Below are 20,563 nucleotides of genomic sequence, written 5' to 3' on the forward strand. Positions count from 1 at the left end.
CCTACGGACATGCCCCTTTGCGCATGCCCGATCGGGCATGCCCTCTCAGACATGCCCCTTGAGACACCTCACCCGAGCTGCCCCAGCAGCGCCCGGGCCTCGCGCAGGTCGGCCGTCTCCAGCCCTTCTTTAAACCACTCGTAGGCCCCGGCCACCAGCTCGCGGGCCTCGCCCGGGCTGCCGCGCAGGACCAGCAGGCGGGCCTGGCTCAGCGCCAGGCGCAGCTCCCACGCGCGCGCTTGCTGGCGGCGGGCCACCTCGAGGCCGCGGCGGAAGCAGTCCTCGGCCGTGCGCGTGCCCGACGTCATCCCGGTCGACAGCAGCAGCTCGCCGCGCAGGCGCAGCACCTCGGCCTCGAAGAAGCGCTCGCCCGAGCGGCGCATGAACTCCTCGACCTCGTCGACCTTGCGCATCGCCTCGTCGTGGCGACCCGCGCGCCACAGGCCCCAGATCGCGGCCGCCTGGAAGAACGAGATGCCCGCCTTGGCGCCCGTGCGCGTCCACCCGGCCACGCCCTCGGCCAGCTCGCTCGCCCCGGCCTCGCGCTCGCCGCTCCCGAGCTGCGACCAGCCGCGCTGGATCTGGCACATCGCCAGCCATAGCTGCAGCTTGTGTTCGGTCGCCACCTTCTCGGCCCGGTCGGCCAGGTCGCGGGCCGTGGCGAACTCGCCGCGGTAGTTGTGGAGCGTCGCCAGGTAGTTCATCGCGAACGCGATGCTCAGCGGGTGCTCGATCTCCTGCGCCAGCCGCAGCGCCTCGCGGGCGCGTGCCACCGCCTGATCGGGATGACCGAGGAACCACAGCACCCACGCCAGGTACAGCCCATTGGTCACCCCGGGGTCCTGGCCGTAGCGCAGCGCCAGCTTGCCGTGCTCGCGGATGTCGTACAGCGCCAGGCCCTTCTCGGTCAGCTCGCGGCAGCCGGCGATCTCGCCGAGCAGCATCTGGCTGGTCCCGAGCGCGCGGTAGGCCAGCATCAGCATCGTGCGGTTGTCGGTCGTCTCGGCCTGCGCGACCAATTGCCGCCCGAGGTTGGCCGAGATCTCGGCCGCGCCGCCGACCATGTAGAACTGCCACAGGCCCAGCACCGACGGGAACAGCTGGGCGTCGTCGCCGGCGCGGCGGCACAGCTCGCGCGCGCGCGCGTAGGTGTCGTGGACCTCGGGCGCCGCGTAGCCGCGGGTCGCCATCAGCGGCGCGCCGAGGGCCAATTGCAGCGCCAGCTCCTTGCGGTCGCGCGGGTCGCCCTCGGGCCGCGCCCGCAGCAGCGCGATCGCCTGTGCGTAATGGGACACCGCGTCGGTGTTGGCCGAGCGCTGCACCGCCTTTTGTCCGGCCTTCTCGAGCCACTCGATCGCGCGCTCGTGATCGCCGGCCTCGACGAAGTGGTGCGCCAGCAGCTCGGGCTGCAGCTCGGCGAGTTCGGGGAACTGGCCGAGGATCGCCCGCGTCGCCTGCCCGTGCAGGTACTGCCGGCGCGGCCGCAGCAGCGAGCTGAGCGCCGCCTCCTGCACCAGCGCGTGGCGGAACACGTAGCGGGCCGCCTGCTCGCTGCCCTCGACGCGCACGATGCCGGCCTCCACCAATTGCATGAGCCCGGTGCGCAGCGTCTCCTCGTCGCGGTCCGACGCGTGGCGCAGCAGCGCGTACGGGAAATCGCGCCCGAGCACCGCGCCGAGCTGCGCCACCTCGCGGCCGGCCTCCTGCAGGCGATCGAGGCGGGCCAGCAGCAGCTCCTGCAGCGTCGCCGGGATGGCCGCCAGCGCCGAGCTGGCCCGCCGCACCGCCGAAGCCTGGCCCTCGCGCTGCCACACCTCCGCCGCCGTCTGCGTGACCTCCTCGACGAACAGCGGGATGCCGTCGGCGCGGGCCACCAATTGCGCGACCAGCTCTTCTGGCAGCGCCTGGCCGCGGGCCGCCAGCGCCACCATCGCCGCCGTCTGATGCGGCGACAGCCGGCGCAGCGCGAGGCGGTGCAGGTGCGGCCGCGCCGGCCAGTTGGGCGCGAACTCCGGCCGCGAAGTCGCCACCACCATCAACGGCGCCTCGGTCATGCGCGCGACCAGCAGCTCGAGCAGCTCGAGCGTGCTCTGGTCGCTCCAGTGCAGGTCCTCGACCACCAGCAGCGTCGGTCGCTGCGCGGCCAATGCCAGCACCGTGCGGATCAGCGCCTCCTGCACCCGGTTCTTCAGCAGGTCGGGCGACAGCTGCGGCGCCGCGTAGCGCCCGTCCAGCGGGATCGCCAGGACCGCCGCGAACAGCGGCACATGCTCGGCCAGCGGCACGCGCAGGTCGGCCAGCGCCGCCTCCACCCGCGCCAGCCGATCGCTCGCCGTCGCCTCCGGCTCGATGTCCATCGCCCGCATCGTCGCCTCGAGCAGCGGGTGCAGGGCGCTGTTGCGGAAGTGCGGCCAGCACTGGCACACCAGCCGCTGGTGGGCCTCGCCGGCCGTGTACGCGCGCAGCGTCTGCACCAGCCGCGACTTGCCGAGCCCCGCCTCGCCCGACAGCAACACGAACTGCCCGCGGCCCTCGCGGACCTGGGCCCACAGCCCGCGCAGCGCGTCGACCTCGGCCTCGCGCCCGACCAGCGGCGTCAGCTCGCCGCCCGCGCGGTCGAACCGGCTGACCGTGCGACTCGGCCGCAGCGCCCGCAGCACCTCGATCGTGCGGCCCCCGCCCGGCGGCCGGCGCTCGCCGCGGGCCTCGACCTCGATGGTCCCGCGGACCAGCGCGCGGGCCCGGCCGCTCAGCAGGATCTCGTGCGGCGCGGCCTGTCCTTCGAGCCAGGTTGCGACGTGCGGCAGCTCGCCGAGCAGCCGCGGCGCCGCCTCGTGCTCGCGCTTGTCGGCGACCACCGAGCCGCTGCAGATGCCGATGCGCGCCGCCAGGGTCGCCCCGCCGGCGCTGGCCAGCCCGCGCACCGAATCGACGACCAGGAACCCGGCCCGCAGCGCCCGCTCGGCGTCGTCCTCGTGGGCCGCCGGCCAGCCGAAGCACACCAGCGCGTGCCCGCCGTGGGCCGCCACCATCGTGCCCTCGAGCTGGCGGGCCACCGTCGCGCAGATGTCCAAGAAGCCATCCAGCAGGTCGGCGTAGGCGTCGGGGTCCATCACCTCGGCCAGCGCCAGCGCCTCGACCAGCGAGCACGAAAGCAGCGTCACCTGGCGCCGCTCGCTGGCGCGGCGCGGGCGTTCGACCGGCTCCTCGCCCGCGCGCCCCGGCCGCGCCAGCGCCAGCTCGAGCCCGACCAGCGCGTCGAGCAGCTCCTCCGCCGTGCCGAACCGGCGCGCCACGTCCTTGGCCAGCGCGCGCGCGGCCACCGTCTCGGCCAGCGCCGGCAGCTCGGGCCGAAACGCCCGCAGCGCCGGCGCGGCCGCCTCGGACAGCACGTTCGCGCGCACCTCCGACAGGTGGTCGCGCCAGAACGGCGAGTGCCCGCACAGCATCTCGAACAGCATCACGCCGACCGACCACAGGTCCGTGCGCCCGTCCTGGTCCTCGCCGCGCCACTGCTCGGGCGACATGTAGCGCGGCGTGCCCGACAGCGGCGAGGTCTGCGTATCGGCGCGCCCGGCCGCGACCGACGCCAGCCCGAAATCGACGATCTTGGCCCGCCCGTCGCGGGTCACGAACACGTTGGCCGGCTTGAGGTCGCGGTGCACGATGTCGGCCCGGTGCGCGTGCGACAGCCCGCGCACGATGTCGATCACCAGCTGGACCACGCGACGGGCCTCGAGCGGGCCCTCGGCCAGCACCGCGTCGAGCGGCCGACCCTCGAGGTACTCCATCACCAAAAACGGCACCCCGACGGCGCTGCCGAGGTCGAACACGCGGACGATGTTCTCGTGGCTGAGGCGGGCGCTGGCCCTGGCCTCGGTGCGGAAGCGATCGACGATCTCGCGGCTCGAATCGTCGGTCGGCGCCTGCAGGATGAACTTGATCGCCACCGCGCGGTCGAGCAGCGTGTCGCGGGCCAGATACACCACACCCATCCCGCCGGCCCCGAGCCGCTCGAGCAATTCGAAGCGCTGCCCGTCCTCGCCGCCGATCCGGTCGCCCTTCTTCGCCAGCGGCATGAACCCCGGCCGCTCGCCGGCGCCGTGCAGGACCGTCGTCTCCTCCGCGTCCGACAGCAGCGCCGCCCGATCGCTCCACCGCGTCACCGTCTGCCCGAGCAGCGTCCCTTCCAGACCCGACGGCGCGAGGGTGTCTTTCACAGCTCCGCTTCTAACACGAGGGTGCAGCCTCGCGGCCCGCACGTTCGGCGTGGGGGTCCAGGGCCGCACGGCGCGGCGGGGCGGAACCGCCCCCGGTGGCCGCTTGCGGCCGCTATCGACGATTGCCGCGGCGCTTGTCCTATCAATCACCCGCGATTCCAGGAATGCGCGGATCGCCCGGACGAATCGTCGTTCCCGGTCGCGGATCGCCCGGTCGAGTTCGCCCGGCCCGGGCCCGCGCCGCCCGACGGGCGGTCTGCGAGCGGCCTCTGCAGCCTCACGGCGCCGATGCGGGCCCCGGGTTGCCGCCGAGGCGCCTCGCGCTATCAGGACCGGTCATGTCTGCACCCGTCGTCACCCCGCAGCTCACCCAGCAGTCGCCGATCAAGCTGCTCACCACGAAGAGCTATTACGCGCCGGAGCTCCGGCCGCTCGAGTTCAAATACACCGAGGTCCCCGGCACGCTGGCGGGCGAGGAGTTCGTGCTCGACCACGGCGGCCCCGCCTGTCACGTCGTGTTCGACGGCATGAAGTGCCCGCTGCGCAAGCTCCACTTCCACGCGCCGAGCGAGCACCGCATCGACGGCGTCATCTCCGAGCTCGAGCTGCACCTCGTGCACGAGATCCTCGAGTACCCCGACGCCTATCCGTCGGCGTACCTGATCGTCGGCGTGATGCTGTCGCTCGCGCCCGCCAAGGCCGGCCCGGCCCAGCCGCTCGGGCCGTGGCTGCGCGGTCACTTCGACGCCCGCGCCGGCGGTCGCCAGGAGCACCGCGTCGACCCGACGATCTACCTGCCGCAGGACCGCGCCTACTTCCGCTACGAGGGCTCGCGGACCACCGGCGAGCACGAGGAGGTGGTGACGTGGACCCTGCTGCGCGACCCCATGCAGGTGAAGGGGCCGGCGCCGCTGCTGCTCGACCCCGAGACCGATCGCCTGGTCCAGCCGCTGATGCGCCGCTACGTGCTCCGCAACTTCGCCCTCATCGCCTGAGCCGGCTTTCTGCTACACGGGGGCGGACATGAACGCCTATCCCTGGCTCCCGACCCTCGACGCCCTGGTCCTCCGCAAGGAGGACGCCACCGGCGGGTTGGTCGCGTCGGCCAAGGCGGACGGCACGCCGACGATCACCGTCAGCGTCACGCCGACGCGCGGGCGCCCGCGCAAGAAGGCCTACCCGACCCTCGACAAGGCCCTCTGCGCCGCCCTGGCCGACGGCTTCGTCGCCACCGTCGCCGCCACCGGCGCCCTGTTGCTGCACACCGAGGTCGGCGCGACCATGGGCTCGCGCTTCGTCGTCGACGAATCGCATCACTGCGCCTGGCTCGGCGACTGGGGTCAATTGCGGCGGGTCGACCTGCGCGACGGTCGGGTGATTTCGTTCGCGCTCGGCGATCACCCGGCGGTGCGCGGGCTCGTCGGCGACGGCGCCGGCGGGGTGTGGGCACTTGTCGACGAGGACACCGCGCCGCCGAGCGAGGGCTTTCGCGCGCCGGCGCCCGAGCTGCTGCGCTTCGCCGTCCTCCACTGCGACGGCGCAAACGTCGAAAGGCGCCACCGCATCGAGACCTCGCGCAGCGAACCACGGCCGCTGTGCCTGAGCCTCGGGCGCGCCGACGACGGGTCGCTTCTGATCCCCCACCCCGGCGGCTTCGCCCTCGTCGACCCGGCCGGCGCCCTCGTGCGCGCCTGGGCCGTCGGCGCGACCAAATACTGGGGCCCGCGCGCGGCCCTGTCGCCCAGCGGCCGGCGCCTCGCCTACACCGCCGGCAGCGGCCGCCTCGCCCTCGTCGACCTCGACGCTGACGACGAGGTCGTGCTCGACGTCGAGATGGAAGACGCCATGGCCCTGGTCGCGTACGACGACGGCGTCGTCGACGTCTCGACCGGCACCCCGAACTGGGACTTCCAGCGCTTCGATCGCCGCGGCCGCATCGCCCACGTCGGCCTCCGCGCCGCCAGCTACGCCGTCAGCCCCGATCGCCAGTGGGCCTACTCGGGCGAAGGCCTGTGGACGGCCACGCATGTCCTCACCGGCGAGCAGCGCAGCGGCCAGGTCCTCGGCGCCACCCGGGCGCCAGGCCTGGCCGTCACCGCCGACCATCTCTACGTCCGCACCTCGCGGGGCGTGTTTCAGCGGTACCCCCGCGCGCTCGAGCGTGCCGACGAGCCGGCCTGATCTCGCAAGCCCGCAGCGCGCCCGGTGTCCCCAAGGACGACACCGGCCCGCGCGCGTCGCTCCGCGACTCCCGCGGATTCACGCGAATCTCATGGAACTCGCGGCCATCAGTCGCGGCTCGCCTTGACCCCGCGACGACGACGGACCGCGTGCCAGCCGACGAGCACGGCCAGCAGCGCCGCACCGAACGCGTCCGGTTCGCCGTCCAGCGCGCAGTCGCAGCCTTTGCCGCGGCAGATCGACCGCGACCAATTCGAGTCCACCGCGTCGAGGTGCGCCTCGCAGTCGCTCGCCAGCAGCGCCGCGATCGCGTCCTCCCTGGCGAGGTCCGGCACGTCGTCGCCGCAAGTCAGCTCGACCGTCCCGTCGTCGCGCAGGCCGAGCGGTCGATCGAGCCCGAACTCCTCCCCGCGCACCGCGATCAGCAGCTTCCCCTCGCCCGGCGCGGCGATATAGAGCGAGACCTCGTCCCCGACCGCCAGGCCCGTCTCGCCGTGCACCGCGTCGACCCGGACGGTGCTCTCGTCGCCGGGCCCGGCGCGGACGAACGTCGCCTCGATCACGCCGCTCGCGTCCTCGATCCCGTTGCAAAGGCAGTCCTGGGCCTTGGTCACGAAGCAGTATTCGGGCTGGATCCGCCCGGCCTCCGCCACCGAGAGGCCGTAATCGTCGAGCCAGCGCCGCAGCTCGGCGTCGCCCGCGAGCTCGTGGATCCGCGCCAGGTTGTGGCTCGCGGCCACCCGCGCGACCAGGGCCGCGTGGCCCGTCGACTCGATCAGGTGGGCCATCGCGCAGCGCGTGGCGTGGCGATCGACGAACACCGGCACGCGCCGGCCGGGCACGACATGGTTGTGCGGGAACCGCCCCGCCGCGGCGTAGCGCTCGAGCTCGGCGACGAGGCGCGCCCGCGCCGACCGCTGCGCGTCGCTGAGGCGCGAGACATCGCGCGCGCGCAGCTCGGCCGTCACCGCGCGGAAGTGGGCCCGCAGCCGCTTGCGCTCGCTCGCATGAGCGACGACGGCGCGAGGCGGACGGACAGACGGACGGGACGACGACATCGGTAATGTAAGCATGGGAGAAGCTCCTCCTCGCATCCTATACGATCCCCGGCCCGCGCGCGCGGAGACCTGCCTGTCCGCCGGCCCACTCGACGCCGTATGCGCGCCGCCCCGAGCCTGCAATACGGTGTTCCTGGCGCGCGTATGGCGAACATTACGATCCATGAACCCGCGACGCCGGCTGTATCCGGGGCCCCGTAACATTTCTGTCGCTCACGGCCCACGCCGCGAGCGCCATGGCACCAGGGCGCTGGTGTCGTGGAAGAGGTCACCGGCTCGGCGAATCGCCGAGCGACGGCGCAGCGGTTCGCATGGCCGCTGGAGCGCCTGGAGGCCGGTGCGAGGAATGCCGCGACTCTGATGATGGCGCAGAGGTTCGCCGAACGACGGCGCTGTAGTTCGCATGGCCCCTGATGGCGCGGAGGCCCGCAGGCTCCGCGCTTCGCGGCATTGCTGCACAGCGAGGCGCGACTGGGGGGGTTACTTCTTCTTGGCGGGCGCCTTCTTGGCCGCGGGTTTCCTGGTCGAGCCGGCCACCGCCGCCTGTTTCGCTGCCGCCTTCTTCGCCGGAGCGGTGCTGGCCGCCTTCTTCGCCGGAGCGGCGCTCGCTGCCTTCTTCGCCACACTCTTCTTCGCGGACGCGCTGGTCTTTCTCGCCGCGGCGCTCGCCGCGATGTTCTTCGTCGATTTCTTCACCGAATCAGCGCTCACCGCATTGTTCTTCTTCGTCGATTTCTTCACCGAACCCGCACTCACCGCATTGGTCGTCTTCGCCGAATCCGCACTCGCCTTCGCCGCCTTCGCCCCCGAATCAACGCTCGCCCCCGAATCAGCTCTCTTCTTCGCCGCCGCCTTCTTCGCCGAACCAGCGCTTCCATCTCGCGTCTCCCCCACGGCCGCGCCAGCCTCCTCCGTCCCCCCGTGCGACGGCCTTTCCGCGCGCCCAGGTGACGCCTTCGCCGTGCTCGCTGCCGGCACGCGGATCACCTGCAACACCGTCCCGCCGGCCTGCCCGAGCACGCACACCTCGCCTGCCACCAGCCCCTCGCCCATGTGCAGCCCGTGGCGATTCGGCAGCTCGGCGCGGAGCGACCCGTCGGCCAGCGCGAAGGCGGCCAGCGCTCCCCCGGACTTGTTCGGCGTCAGCGTCACCACCGCGTCGGTCGTCACCAGCGGCGGCGCGAACGACTGCGACGCCACCCGTCGGGCACGCCAGCGCAGCGCCCCGGTCGCCAGGTCGAGCAGCGCCAGGTCGCCGAGCCGCGGCTCGAGCACCGCCACCGCGTCCGCGCTCGCGTGGACCTGCACCAGGCTCCGCGCCTCCGCCCCCTTGAACGTGAACTGCCACAGGGGCGCCCCGTCCTCCGGCCGCAGCCGCGCCAGCTTGCCGCCGAGATGGGTCGCCAGCAGCGCGGACCTCGACGCCGTCACCACATGGTCGGTCGTCCACATCAACCTGCCCTTTCGGTCATGCGCTCGCGTCCGGAAATCGAGCGAGCACAAAAACCCGCCGGCGATCGCCGTCAGCCCCGTGGCGAGCCCGCCCTCCGCCACGGTCTCGAACCTCCCGCTCGCCGCGTCGGCCAGCACCAGCCGATTGGTCGCCCCGAGCCGCTCCGAGGCCGTCAAGAACCCGAACACCCCGTCGCAATACGCCGCCTCCGCCGCATCCTCGGGCGCGGCCACCCGGCGGACCTCGCGGCCGCTGGCCGGGTCGAGGAACACCAGCGCGAGCGCGTACGGCGGGTCGAGCCGGCTGGTCAGGACGACCGGGTGCCCCTCGAAGACGCCGACCAGCCGGCTCCCGTCCTCGACCTCGACGTCCCACAGTCGATCGCCCGCCAGCGACGCCGCCGCGAACCGAAAATCATCGCTCGACCAGTAGATCGCGCCGGCGTCGAGGTAGCGCGGGGTATGCAGCGCCGAGGTCAGTTTGGCGACGGATTGGAGGCCCGACGATTGCTTCGACATCGAGCCTCCAACATATCACGCGCCCCTCGTGCGAATCGAACCGAGGGCGCCGTGACGTTCCGCGTCGGGCCGAACCTCAGGAGGCCCCGCGCGCTTGCATCCGACGATCGCTCCCGGGAGCGCAGTAGCGCCGACCTGCACCCGATCGCGTGATAGATTCCGCCGATGCAACGGCACCTCGCACCTCTGCTCCGGCTCGGACTCGTCGCCGCTCTCGGCGGCTGCAACTCAGGCACGGAGACCACCGCGAACAGCGGCACCCTGACCGAAGGCGCCGCGACCGACGGCGCGAGCGACGGTTCGACGCAGGGGTCCCCGACCAACGGCAGCACCGACGCGCCGGCGACCGAGAGCGCGACGGCCAGCGAGACCGACACCACCGCCTCGGCGACCACCAGCACCGGCGAGGTCCCCACCTCCGGCGAGCTCACCACCGACGGCACCACCACGACCGACGGCACCACGACCACCGACGGCACCACCACCGACGGCACCACCACCGACGCGAGCACCACCTCCGCCGTCAGCGACAGCGACAGCACCACCACCGCCGGCACCACGACCGACGGCACCACCACGACCGGCGACGACACCACGACCGGCACCACCGGCGACGACCCGGGCGACGTCCCCGCGTTCGTCGCCGAGTGCGACGACGACCCGGCCAACCCCGTGATCGTGACCGTCTCGGCCAACGTCTCCGCGCGCTTCCCGACGATCGTCGCCGGCCTCGCCGCTGCCAGCGACGGCTCGGTGATCGAGGTCTGCCCGGGCACCTACAGCGACAAGATCGAGGTGACCCTCGAAGTCACCCTGCGCGGCGCCGGCGCGAACAAGACGATCATCGACGGCGGCGGGTTCCACTTCAACCTCGGCGCCGGCGATGCGATCGTGGAGGGCTTCGGCTTCACCAACTGCAACGCCAAGGTCCCGAACGGCTGGAACATCCCCACCAGCGGCGCGATCAGCATGAGCGACACCTACGGCGCGCAGGAGAGCCTGACCGTCCGCGGCTGCCGCTTCTTCGACAACAACGCCGCCTACGGCGCCGCGATGCACATCTCGGGCTCGAACAACGGCGGCAAGAACCCGGACGTCTACATCGAGGACTCGCTGTTCGAGCACAACACCGCCACCGGCGAGGGCGGCGCGATCGCCAGCTACGGGCGCGTCCACATCACCGATTCGACCTTCGTCGAGAACACGGCCGCGACCGGCGGGGCGCTCGCGCTGTCGTACGGCTGCACCAGCGCCGGCGCCTGCGACATCACGGGCACGGTGATCAAGAAGAACCACGCCACGGGCGCCAGCCAGTACGAGGGCGGCGGCGGGATCTTCCTCGACGACTGCGGCCTGAACTGCCTCAGCGGCCTGACCGTGGTCGACTCCGACCTCGGCTTCGGCGCCGCCGAGGAGAACACCAACTATCAAGACCTGCCGGAGGACGTGCTGATCAACGACGGCGCCGCCCCGTGGAACCGCTACGGCTGGTACTACAACGCCGTCTCGTTCGTGTGCGCGAACGGTAGCTGCGCGATGCCGTGAACCCGGCGGCGCGCCCCCGCTGCAGCGCCTCTGCGGCCGCGGGCGCGCGGCTTCGACTTGACAGCGCTCGCGGCTGCCACAAACAACCGGGCGTGACCGTCCGGTTCCCGTTTCAGCAGTGGATCACGCCGCGCCAACCGCCGGAGGTCGAGCGGCTGTTGAAGTCGGCGGCGGCGCAAGACCACGTCGTCTCGCTGGCCGGCGGTTTGCCGGCCGACGACCTGTTCCCGCGGGCCGCTCTGGCCGAGGCGCTCGAGTCGGTCATGCGCGAGCACGGCCGCGAAGCGCTGCAGTACCAGTGGAGCGAGGGCTACGGGCCGCTGCGCGAGCAGGTCGTGGCGCTGCTGCGCGGCCGCGGCGTCGAGGTCGGCCAGGACGAGCTCCTGATCACCAGCGGCGCCCAGCAGGCGCTCGACCTGCTGGCGCGGCTTCTGCTGCGCCCGGGCGACCTGCTCGGCATCGAGTCCCCGACCTACGTCGCCGCCATCGAGGTGTTCGGGCTGCAGCGGCCGCGCATGGTCCCGCTCGCGCGCGGCGAGCACGGGCTCGACCTCGAGGCCGTGCGCGCCCTGGTGCGCGGCGAGAACCAGAGCCTGCTGTACCTCGCGCCCGCCGGCCACAACCCGAGCGGCTCGTCGCTGAGCGCCGGGGCCTGCGAAGAGCTCGTCGAGCTCAGCCGTGCGCACGACGCCTTCATCATCGAGGACGACGCCTACGGACGGATCCAGTTCGACGGCCCGCGCCCGCCGCTGCGCAGCTTCCCCGGCGCCGAGGAGCGCGTGATCCTCGTCGGCACCTTCTCCAAGATGCTCACGCCCGGGCTGCGGGTCGGCTGGCTCGTCGCGCCGGCGGCCGTCACCGCCCAGCTCATGCTGCTCAAGGGCATCGCCGATCTGCAGACCAACACCCTCGGGCAGATGGCGCTGGCGAGCTACCTCGACCGCCATGACCTGGACGCCCACGTCGACCGTTGCCTGCCCCGCTACCGCGAGCGGCGCGACGCCCTGCTGCAGTCGCTCGCGGCCCACATGCCCGCCGGCGTGCAGTGGACCCGGCCGACCTGCGGCTTCTCGGTGTGGGTGACCCTGCCCGCCGAGCTGGCCGCCGATTCGCTGCTGGCCCGCGCCGTCGACGATGGCGTGGCGTTCGAGCCCGGCGCCGCGTTCTTCCCGGTCGAAGCGCCGCGCAACCACCTGCGCCTGTCGTTCTCGAATCAGACCCCCGAGCGCATCGCCGAGGCCGTGGCCCGGCTCGGCGCCTCGCTGCGCGCCTCGTAGCGGCCCTCGAAACGACGTCGCTACGCCCATGAGAGAGCTGCTGTTCGGCGCGCCACCGGACGCAGGCTCCTTCTCCGTCGACGACGACGCCCGCTCCATCACGCGGCCTCGTGGACCCTCGCCGGTGAGGGTCGTTTCGACCGTTACGGCGCCGACATGAGCTGACCGGCCGCCGCCCCATGAATGCGCGCATCGTTCATTCACGGCCTCGTGTATGCCGCGACATGCGTCAGAAATGTGCTGACGTGGATCTACGGTTCGCGCCACCCAGGGGGGACGCGGCCCCGCGACGGACCCTTTTGCCCCCACCCGCCGCTGCGACACGCCATCCTTATAGAAGGATGACGCCCATCCGTCTCCGATCGCGCGCCGGTGATCGCACGCCGGGCGACCGGCCCGCGGTCCGCCCGCGGTGAAAACCCAACAGCACCCTCGCACACGGCGATTCGCGCTATTTAAGCGAATCCCGACGCCGCCGCTATGACCAATCGTTCATGCCCCGAATGACATGTCCTTCCCGCCACGAATGGCCTGTCGGCGCGGAACGGCGCCGCCGCGGAACGGCGAGAGATCTCCGGCGCGCGGATCCGCGGTGTGCACAATCATCCGCGAATCGGGCCTTGGCCTGCGGGCCGGTCGGTTAATGTTCGAATCGGCGATCGTTATCGACCTGCGGACCCGCGATTCGCTCGCCAGCGAGCCGATCGTCGCCCATGCAGTACGCGGATTCCCTATTACGCCTCGAATCGACGTCCACTAATCTCGTTCCATGGCCGTCCGTCGTGGGATCAGCATCCTCGATCTGTTGCCGCAAACCACCGGGGTCGCGTTGCAGATCCCCGATGGCATCGTCGAGCAGATCGGCATCCTCACGATCTTGGACCATCGGTCCACCACCAGCGACGACTACTTCCTCCACGAGGGCACGCTGCAGTCGATCGCCGACGCGCTCGACCTCGACACCTCCGACTGGGCGCTGCGGATCCCCGGCCTGACGCACGGGCTCCCGTTCCGGCTGGCGATTCGCCGGCCTGGGGCCCCGCCGGCGGGCCAGCAGGAGGGCGAGCCGTCGCTGTGGACCATCGACATCCAGGTGTGGGACGTCGAGGTCTTGCTCCCGGGCGTACGGCCGGCGCGGCCGGTCGGTGGCACGGGCGTCACCCCGCTCACGCTCGAGCCGCTGGTCCGGCCCCCGCCGGCGGACCGCGTCTATTTGGTCGCGCGCGGCGTCGTACGGATCAGCGGCGGCGGGGCGGGCGGCACCCAGGTCCAGGTCGTCGATTCACCGGACCCGCTCGATCCGACCGCCCCGACCGGCGCCGTCATTCGCCTCACCGCGCGGCCGCCGAGCTTCCTGTTCGGCAGCTCGCAATACGGCATGACGCTCGATCAATTCGTCATCGATTTGAGCAGCACCTATACCCCCGCCGAGATCATGGCGCGCGGCCACGACGAGGCCTGGCAGGGCCTCGCCTTCAAAGAGACCACCTTTTACTTTCCGCCCGAGACCCCGCTCGTCCACAGCCTCTCGGTCAGCGCCCGCGACGTGATCCTCGGCGATCCGGGCGGCCTCCAGGGCGAGCTGCGGATCGAGTTCGGCCAGGACTTCGCCGACGTTTACAACAGCCGGCTGGCGATCAAGCAGCAGCAGGGCACCGGCGAGGTCGAAGTCCCCGAGACCACGATCCCGCCGAAGGGCACCGCGCTCGAGTACGCGATCGCCGTCGGCCCCGGCGGCGAATCGCAGCGGCTGCGCGCCGTGTTCGAAGTCGGCGCCGGCGAGCTCATCCCCGGTCACACCGACCTCGCCGTCGTCGGCGTGTGGTGGAAGCTGCCGGACGACACCGAGGGCACCACCCCCACCACCCCATGGTTCGAGGGGCCCGCCTCCGGCCGCTTGCGCTACCGCCTGCGGGTCGGCCATCCCAGCACCGCCGACAACACCGCGACCCCGCCGACCGCCATCCCGGCCGATCAGCGTGAGCTCGTCGAGGTGAGCGTCAGCTTCCCGCGCCAGGCCGGCGGGCCGACCGGCACCGGCCCGCTCGTCGACGCCACGATCGGCGCCGACACCCTCAACAACGTGCTGCACCTGCGCGGCCCGCGAGAGCTGCTGGCGACCGTCAACTTGCAGCTGCGCAGCGGCACCGGTGACTGGACCCTCGGCACCGGCGGCGCGCCGACCAGCCGCACCGGCGTCGCCTCGTTCGCCCTGCCGCTCTTGCCCGTCGGCACCACCACCGTCGACCTCGTCGTCAGCAACAGCGACGGCAGCCGGCGCGTGCGCATCGACGTCGTGCCGACCGGCCCGATCGCCGTCGGTCACCAGAGCACCGCCGTCAACGCCTCGCCGTCGCGGGTCACCGTGGTGGGCACCGGCCCCGCCACCCCGACCGCGGTCATCGACACCTTCCTCGCCACCCCCTTCCACAAGCGCGCCGAGCGGCCCGCCGCGCCGAACTCGGCCACGATCGCCGCCGCCGACATCACAGTCCCGCAGGGCGCCGACGCCGAGGTCGAGGTCCCGGTCCCGACCGGCGCCACCGATCCGCCGCCGCAGCCGGTGCTGCCCAACGAGACCCCGCGGGTCGTGCAGGTCCAGTACGCCTGGGATCAGAACACCCCGATCCGCGTGCTCTACCCCTACGCCGGCAGCTCGACCGCGGGCGCCGGACTGCACGAGCCCGACGCCCACCCGCTCGCGCTCGGCTTCACCGGCCGCCCGGGCCCCGGCGGCAACAACGTCCATCAGCAGCTCACCACCTGGATCGCCGCGCTCGGCACCGCGAACGGGCGCAAGTTCTACGTCCTCGGCCGCACCGACGACCTCAAGCTCAACGGCAACAAGGCCGAGAACGACACCTACAACAACACCCTCGCCACCCGCCGCGCCGAGGCGGCCCGTGACGCGCTGATCGCCGCCGGCGTCGCGCTCACCGACATCACCATCGCCATCGAGTCGGCCGGCTTCGGCTCGCCGCCGGCCGGCAGCCCGCCCGCGCGGTTCTCCGGCGCCCGCCGCCTGGCCTTGCCGTGGCCGCAGTCGCCGACGTTCGCGGCCACCGCGTTCCCGGTGTGGAACCGCAAGTGGAACGCGGACAGCACCACCGATCGCAGCGCCGCGATCAACGACTCCAACCGCCCGCCGTACCGCTGCGCCGAGATCTACGTGGTCGACACCACCGCCCCGCCGGCGCCGGGGCCCGTGATCCCGGGTCCGGGCGTGCCGACGCGGTTCCTCGTGCCCGGCCCCGACGGCGCCCCCGATCCGGGCGTCAGCTCGACCACCACCAAGCCGCCGCCGACCGACTACCGCGTGCGCCTGCGCGTCAAGTGGGACAGCCCCACCGTCGTCAGCCCGGCCGACGCCATCCCGACCGAGGCCGAGGCGCTGGTCGCCTGGAAGGCCGCGCAGATCGAGCTGCCCGCGAGCACCAGCGGCAACCCGCCGCCGCTGCCGCCGCCGACCGGGCCCGATTACTGGGAGCTGCTGCTGCGCTGGGCCTACGACGCGCGCAGCGGCCAGACCGAGGCCAGCGGCGCCCTCAGCCTGCCTGACGGCGCGCTGACCTGGCAGAGCGACGCGCTCGCCGGGGCCCTCGCGTTCGGGCCGGTGATCACGGCCCTGGCCGACCCCGCCGACGTCGTCGACGGCGCCTTCGGTCAGTTCGTCGCGGCCGCGGCGATCCTCGCCGTCGGCGCCGCCATCGGCGAGCTGCTCAACACCGGCAGCGGCCCCGAGAGCAGCGTCGACATCGACAAGCTCGCCATCTCGTACAAGTGGAACGGCGCCGCCCAGGTCGCCGCCACCGTCGACTACACGATCGACCTGCGGATCAACGTCAGCGTCGCCGGCGCGGGCTCGCTGACCGGGCACCTGCGCATGCGCTACAAGGGCGTCGGCCTGCGCTTCGCCGGCAAGCCCGAGGGCGGGCTCGCCGGCGTCGCCCTGACCTACGACAGCATGAGCGTCGAGGTCGTCGACCCCGGCACGTGGAGCCTCGGCGGCCCGCTCGGCAACCTGATCCGGATCGCCGCCTCGCGCATGGGTCACGGCTCGCAGTGGATGGAGTTCGACCTCGAGTTCGCGCTCGACCTCGGCGTCGTCCGCCTCGAGGGCGCGACCATCCGCGTCAACCTGCCCGACGAGAGCGCCCCGTTCAAGGTCGAGTTCCGCGGCCTCACCGCTTCGATCGACATCCCCGGCGCGCTCAAGGGCAAGGGCTCGGTCACTCTCGGCGACGGCGGCTCGTTCCGCGCCCTGCTGTCGCTCGAGGTCATCCCGGCCAAGCTCAGCGCCTACGGGGCGCTCGCCGTCGACCAGGACTTCGTCTCGGTCGAGGTCGGCGTGCAGCTCCCGGTCGGCATCCCGCTCGGCGCCACCGGCTTCGGCATCTTCGGCTTCATCGGCCGGTTCGTCGCCAACGGCACCCGCAACCTCGAAGGCCTCACCAACCCCGAGCCGGTGCAGCGCCAGCTCGACTGGTACACCCGCGCGCCCCAGCTCAAGTACAAGCGCAAGTCGGGCCAGTACGCCTTCGGCGTCGGCGCCGTGGTCGGCACCCTGCCCGACAGCGGCTTCACCTTCAACGCCGAGGGCTCGCTGACGATCGGCTTCCCCGACGTCTCGGTGATCTTCGGCATCGACGCCAAGCTCGTCACCCAGCGCAAGAGCGCCGCCACCGAGTCGGGCACGGCTGCCCCTCCCGGCGGCCTGCGGATCCTCGGCATGGTCCTGATCGAGCCCGACTCGATCATGATCGGCGTGCGCGGCTCGTACGACATCCCCAAGGTCCTCAAGCTCGAGATCCCGATCTCCGCCTACTTCCCGCTCGCCGGCGGCGACGCCTGGTACATCCGGATCGGCTCCGACAACCACGCGACCCGCCCGGGCAACCCGGTCTCCATCATCCTGCTGCCGACGATCCTCGACGTGCGCGCCTGGGCGTTCGTCATGATCGAGGAGCGCCAGCTCCACGGCCTCGGCGGCACGCTGGTCCCGCTCGACCTGGCCCAGCCGCTCGACTTCGACGGCTTCTCGATCGGCATGGGCGCGGGCTTCGACCTCAAGTGGTCGGCCGGCCCGTTCAAGCTCGAGATCAGCGCCTTCTTGCTGGTCGGCCTCGGCACCAAGCCGCTGCTGTTCGCCGGCGCCGCCGGCATCAAGGGCGAGCTCGACCTCGTGCTGATCTCGGTCGGCGTCGACGGCCTCGTGCATTTCCACGTGTCGCCCGGCTACAGCTACTTCGAGGGCCACTTCTGCGGCCACGTCGACCTGTTCTTCTTCGAGATCTCCGGCTGCGTCGACATCCGGATCGGCGACGACCCGCCGTCGAACATCCCGGTGCCCGAGTCGCCGATCGCCGGCATGGACCTGTGCGACCACCTCGCGGTCGTCAAGGGCGCCGCGGCGCGCAACGGCGTCGGCGCGGCGCCGACGGTGTGGCCCGACACCATCGCCGTGCTGCGCTTCGCCCACTACGCCCAGGACGGCCTCGGCGGCACCGCCGACTTCGAGCGCCGGCTGGCCGCTCCGGCCGCGCTGTCGCCGTGGAGCGGCTCGACCGAGCTGAAGTACGCCTTCCGGCTCAAGCAGGTCACGCTGTGGAGGCTGACCGGCGCCGACCCGAACAACGCGGCGCACTACACCCACGTGCCCGGGCCGTTCGACGCCGCCTGGTGGATGCCGTCGTGGCGCAAGTCGATCATCGAGGGCGGCGACAACACCGGCCCCAGCACCGAGGAGGGCCGCGAGCTCGGGCTGTTCAGCTGGGACCCGCGCGCCTGGTCGCGCTGGCTCGGCGAGGGCTCGCAGGAGGTCCCCGGCAACCCCGGCAACACCGTCGAGCACCTTTGCGACGAGGTCGCCGCGGCGGGGCCCTCGTGCGCCTACGGCCGCGCCCGCGTCTACGCGTACGGGGTGCTCGGCGCCTTCACGGCCGAGCCGCCGGCCGGCGCGGTGTTCCCGAGCCGCTTCAAGCTGTTCGCCAGGTTCGCCGACGGCCTCGACGCCGGCATGCTGGCCGGCCTCGGCGCCGACGCCGGCTGGACCTGGATCCCCGGCGCCGTCGCCCCGCTGCACGGCGCCATCGACCTCCACGGCACCGTACTCGAAGAAGGCTGGCGGTTCCCGTCGTGGCGCGCCGTCGGCAAGATCGTCGGCACCGCGCCGATCGTGCTGCCGCTGTCGAAGCCGCTGCTGGAGGGCGAGCTGGTGCTCGAGGTCTGCAGCGACAAGGAGACCGCGGTCATCACAAGCGGCGTGTGCGACCCGATGCCGAGCGGCGACGGCCTGATCGAGGGCTTCGTCGGCGCCTCGAAGACCAAATATTCCGGCAGCTCGCTGCAGCCGGTCCTCATCGGCCAGGTGTGGGCGCTGCGCCTGCTGAAGAACGTGCTCGAGGGCCAGTACCCGGGCACGATCGACGCGGTCGCGGTCGACGTCGACCCCAACGGCAGCACCGCGACCCTGACCGCCTACGGCCCCAACAACGTGGTGCTCGGCACGGCCCAGACTGTCGGCGCCGGCCGCCAGTGGCTGCGGATCGAGGCCCCGGGGATCGTCAAGATGCGCCTGACCGGCGAGAAGCAGCCGGTTCTTTACGAGGTCTGCTGGGGCCGCAAGCGGCCGATCCTCGACCTCGTCCCGTTCAAGCCCAGCGAGTGGCCGCGGGTGATCGCCATCGACATCCACGACAAGCAGACCGCGCTCGAGCCCGAGGTCCTCAAGGGCGACGGCGAGTGCCCCAAGGTCCGCTACAAGCTGCCGCAGAGCGACGGCTGGACCCGCCTCGAGGTCGCGCCGTGGAACCGCGGCGACGTCGCCCTGGTCGCCCTGTGCGGCGTGACCATGGAGGCGCGCGCCGCCCAGCAGGCCGAGGTCGACTACCGCGCCTCGCTCGTGAACCTGCTGCAGCTCTGGGTCGCCGCGGCGCTCGACAACAAGCCGACGCACAAGACCTACCTCGAAGACGCCGCGACCTACGAGATCCGGGTCGAATGGCAGTACCAGGGCTTCCGCCCCGCGAGCCCCGGCCAGGACCCGCCGCCGCCGAGCGCCGGCGGCTGGCTCGACCCACCCGGTTTGCCCGAGCGCTACCGCTTCAAGACCGCGGCCTTCGGCCTGGCCGCCGCGCCGCCCGCGGTCCAGAGCTCGAGCCTCGAGAACCCGGCCCAGGGCGGCCCGGGCTTCGACGAGCGGACCTTCGATCCTCGCGGCGTCGCTCGCTACCTCACCCGCGCCGCGCCCTCGCACGAGGATCCGCCGCATTTCCTCGACGACCACGCCGGCTTCTGGTTCATGGTCGATCACCTCGAGTCGCTGGTCGACAAGTACGACCGCACCTTGCAGGTCAAGGTGCTTCACACGCGGCCGCCGGCCGGCTCGATCGACCCGGCCGCCTCACATCCCTCGGGCGGCCTGCACGTGCTCGACGTGACCGTCGCCGTCGAATGGAAGGTCGACACCAGCACCTGGTTCCTCGCCGATCAGCAGCTCGTCGAGGCCGTCGTCGCCGCCCCGTGCGTCGGCGGCACCCCGGCCGTCGGCTCGTCCTCGGTGTCCGTCACCGCCGACCTCGAGCCGCGCACCGAGTACGACCTGCTGCTCAACGCCGCGCCGAAGATCGTCGACGCGTTCCCCGAGGTCCCGATCGCCCGCAGCCACTTCCGGACCTCGCGCTACCGCAACCCGACCGAGATGTTGCGCGCCCTCGGGTTCGCCACCCCGGTCGGCCTGTCCCCGCCGAACGACGCCCTGATCGTCGCCCCGCTGCCCGCTGGATCGCTGGCGATCGGCGACACCGAGCTCGACGCCGCCCTGACGGCGCTCGGCCTCGACCCGTGGCCGCTGCCGCCCGCCCCGCGCACCACCCTGCTGTGGCAGCAACCGGCCGCGCCGAACCAGCCCTGGCGCATCGCCGGTGTCTTGATCGAGGCCGACGAGCCGGTGTGGCGCGCCGGGCTGCGCACCGGCGCCCTCAATCAGCCGACCCCGCCGCCGCGGCTCGAGGTGATGAGCCTCCAGCTCCACCGCACCTTCGAGCAGCTGGTGCCCTTGCCAGCGCCGCCGCACCTCGTCACCGCGCGGGCCCTGCTGGCCTCGCTCACCGAGCGCGTCCGCAACGCCGCGGGCACCCGCTGCATCTTCACCGCCAACGCCCCGATCGCCATGACCGGCGGCCGCATCTACGACCTCGAGCTCAGGTTCCGCGAGAACGGCAGCCCGGGCGCCATCGGGGCCGCGCCGCTCGTCGACCGCCCGCTGTTCGTGCTGGAGGAGGGCGACTGATGCCGACGACCACGCTTCCCA

The 20,563-nt window shown here is 72.4% G+C and carries 8 protein-coding genes; 5 read left to right on the forward strand and 3 right to left on the reverse strand.

Features of this window, described 5'->3' with window-relative positions; genetic code table 11:
• Positions 1 to 68: 68 nt before the first annotated feature.
• Positions 69 to 4,220 carry a TOMM system kinase/cyclase fusion protein gene (locus tag POL25_RS02610; RefSeq protein ID WP_272084191.1) on the reverse strand — a complete coding sequence of 1,384 codons (4,152 nt, stop codon included), beginning with the start codon at positions 4,218 to 4,220 and terminating at the stop codon, positions 69 to 71.
• Between the two features lie 338 nt (positions 4,221 to 4,558).
• Between POL25_RS02610 and POL25_RS02615 the strand changes: the two genes are divergently transcribed.
• Both POL25_RS02615 and POL25_RS02620 read left to right on the forward strand, forming a co-directional pair.
• Complete coding sequence (locus tag POL25_RS02615; RefSeq protein ID WP_272084192.1) at positions 4,559 to 5,215, forward strand: carbonic anhydrase family protein; 657 nt, start codon at positions 4,559 to 4,561, stop codon at positions 5,213 to 5,215.
• A gap of 28 nt (positions 5,216 to 5,243) precedes the next feature.
• Positions 5,244 to 6,401, forward strand: coding sequence for a hypothetical protein (locus tag POL25_RS02620; protein ID WP_272084193.1), 1,158 nt, complete (start codon positions 5,244 to 5,246; stop codon positions 6,399 to 6,401).
• 107 nt (positions 6,402 to 6,508) lie between these two features.
• Here POL25_RS02620 and POL25_RS02625 read toward each other — a convergent pair whose 3' ends face one another.
• Both POL25_RS02625 and POL25_RS02630 read right to left on the reverse strand, forming a co-directional pair.
• Positions 6,509 to 7,474, reverse strand: a complete 966-nt coding sequence (locus tag POL25_RS02625; RefSeq protein ID WP_272084194.1) for an MYXO-CTERM sorting domain-containing protein — start codon at positions 7,472 to 7,474, stop codon at positions 6,509 to 6,511.
• A gap of 465 nt (positions 7,475 to 7,939) precedes the next feature.
• Positions 7,940 to 9,430, reverse strand: coding sequence for an outer membrane protein assembly factor BamB family protein (locus tag POL25_RS02630; protein ID WP_272084195.1), 1,491 nt, complete (start codon positions 9,428 to 9,430; stop codon positions 7,940 to 7,942).
• A gap of 165 nt (positions 9,431 to 9,595) precedes the next feature.
• Here POL25_RS02630 and POL25_RS02635 point away from each other — a divergent pair, with 165 nt between their 5' ends.
• The 3 genes from POL25_RS02635 (at position 9,596) to POL25_RS02645 (ending at position 20,542) form a co-directional block, all read left to right on the forward strand.
• Positions 9,596 to 10,975 (forward strand): right-handed parallel beta-helix repeat-containing protein, encoded by a 1,380-nt coding sequence (locus POL25_RS02635; RefSeq protein WP_272084196.1) that lies wholly within the window; start codon positions 9,596 to 9,598, stop codon positions 10,973 to 10,975.
• 92 nt (positions 10,976 to 11,067) lie between these two features.
• Positions 11,068 to 12,252, forward strand: a complete 1,185-nt coding sequence (locus POL25_RS02640; protein ID WP_272084197.1) for an aminotransferase-like domain-containing protein — start codon at positions 11,068 to 11,070, stop codon at positions 12,250 to 12,252.
• Between the two features lie 769 nt (positions 12,253 to 13,021).
• Entirely contained in the window at positions 13,022 to 20,542 is a 7,521-nt protein-coding gene (locus POL25_RS02645) for a hypothetical protein (protein WP_272084198.1), read from the forward strand.
• Positions 20,543 to 20,563: the final 21 nt, after the last annotated feature.

Source organism: Nannocystis bainbridge, assembly GCF_028368995.1.
Taxonomy (GTDB): Bacteria; Myxococcota_A; Polyangia; order Nannocystales; family Nannocystaceae; genus Nannocystis; species Nannocystis bainbridge.

What these genes read in the sequence shown, in the direction of transcription:
- POL25_RS02645 (WP_272084198.1), top strand. Translation starts at nt 13,022, where the DNA reads ATGGCCGTCCGTCGTGGGATCAGCATCCTCGATCTGTTGCCGCAAACC.
- POL25_RS02625 (WP_272084194.1), bottom strand. Translation starts at nt 7,474, where the DNA reads ATGCTTACATTACCGATGTCGTCGTCCCGTCCGTCTGTCCGTCCGCCT.
- POL25_RS02620 (WP_272084193.1), top strand. Translation starts at nt 5,244, where the DNA reads ATGAACGCCTATCCCTGGCTCCCGACCCTCGACGCCCTGGTCCTCCGC.
- POL25_RS02630 (WP_272084195.1), bottom strand. Translation starts at nt 9,430, where the DNA reads ATGTCGAAGCAATCGTCGGGCCTCCAATCCGTCGCCAAACTGACCTCG.
- POL25_RS02635 (WP_272084196.1), top strand. Translation starts at nt 9,596, where the DNA reads ATGCAACGGCACCTCGCACCTCTGCTCCGGCTCGGACTCGTCGCCGCT.
- POL25_RS02615 (WP_272084192.1), top strand. Translation starts at nt 4,559, where the DNA reads ATGTCTGCACCCGTCGTCACCCCGCAGCTCACCCAGCAGTCGCCGATC.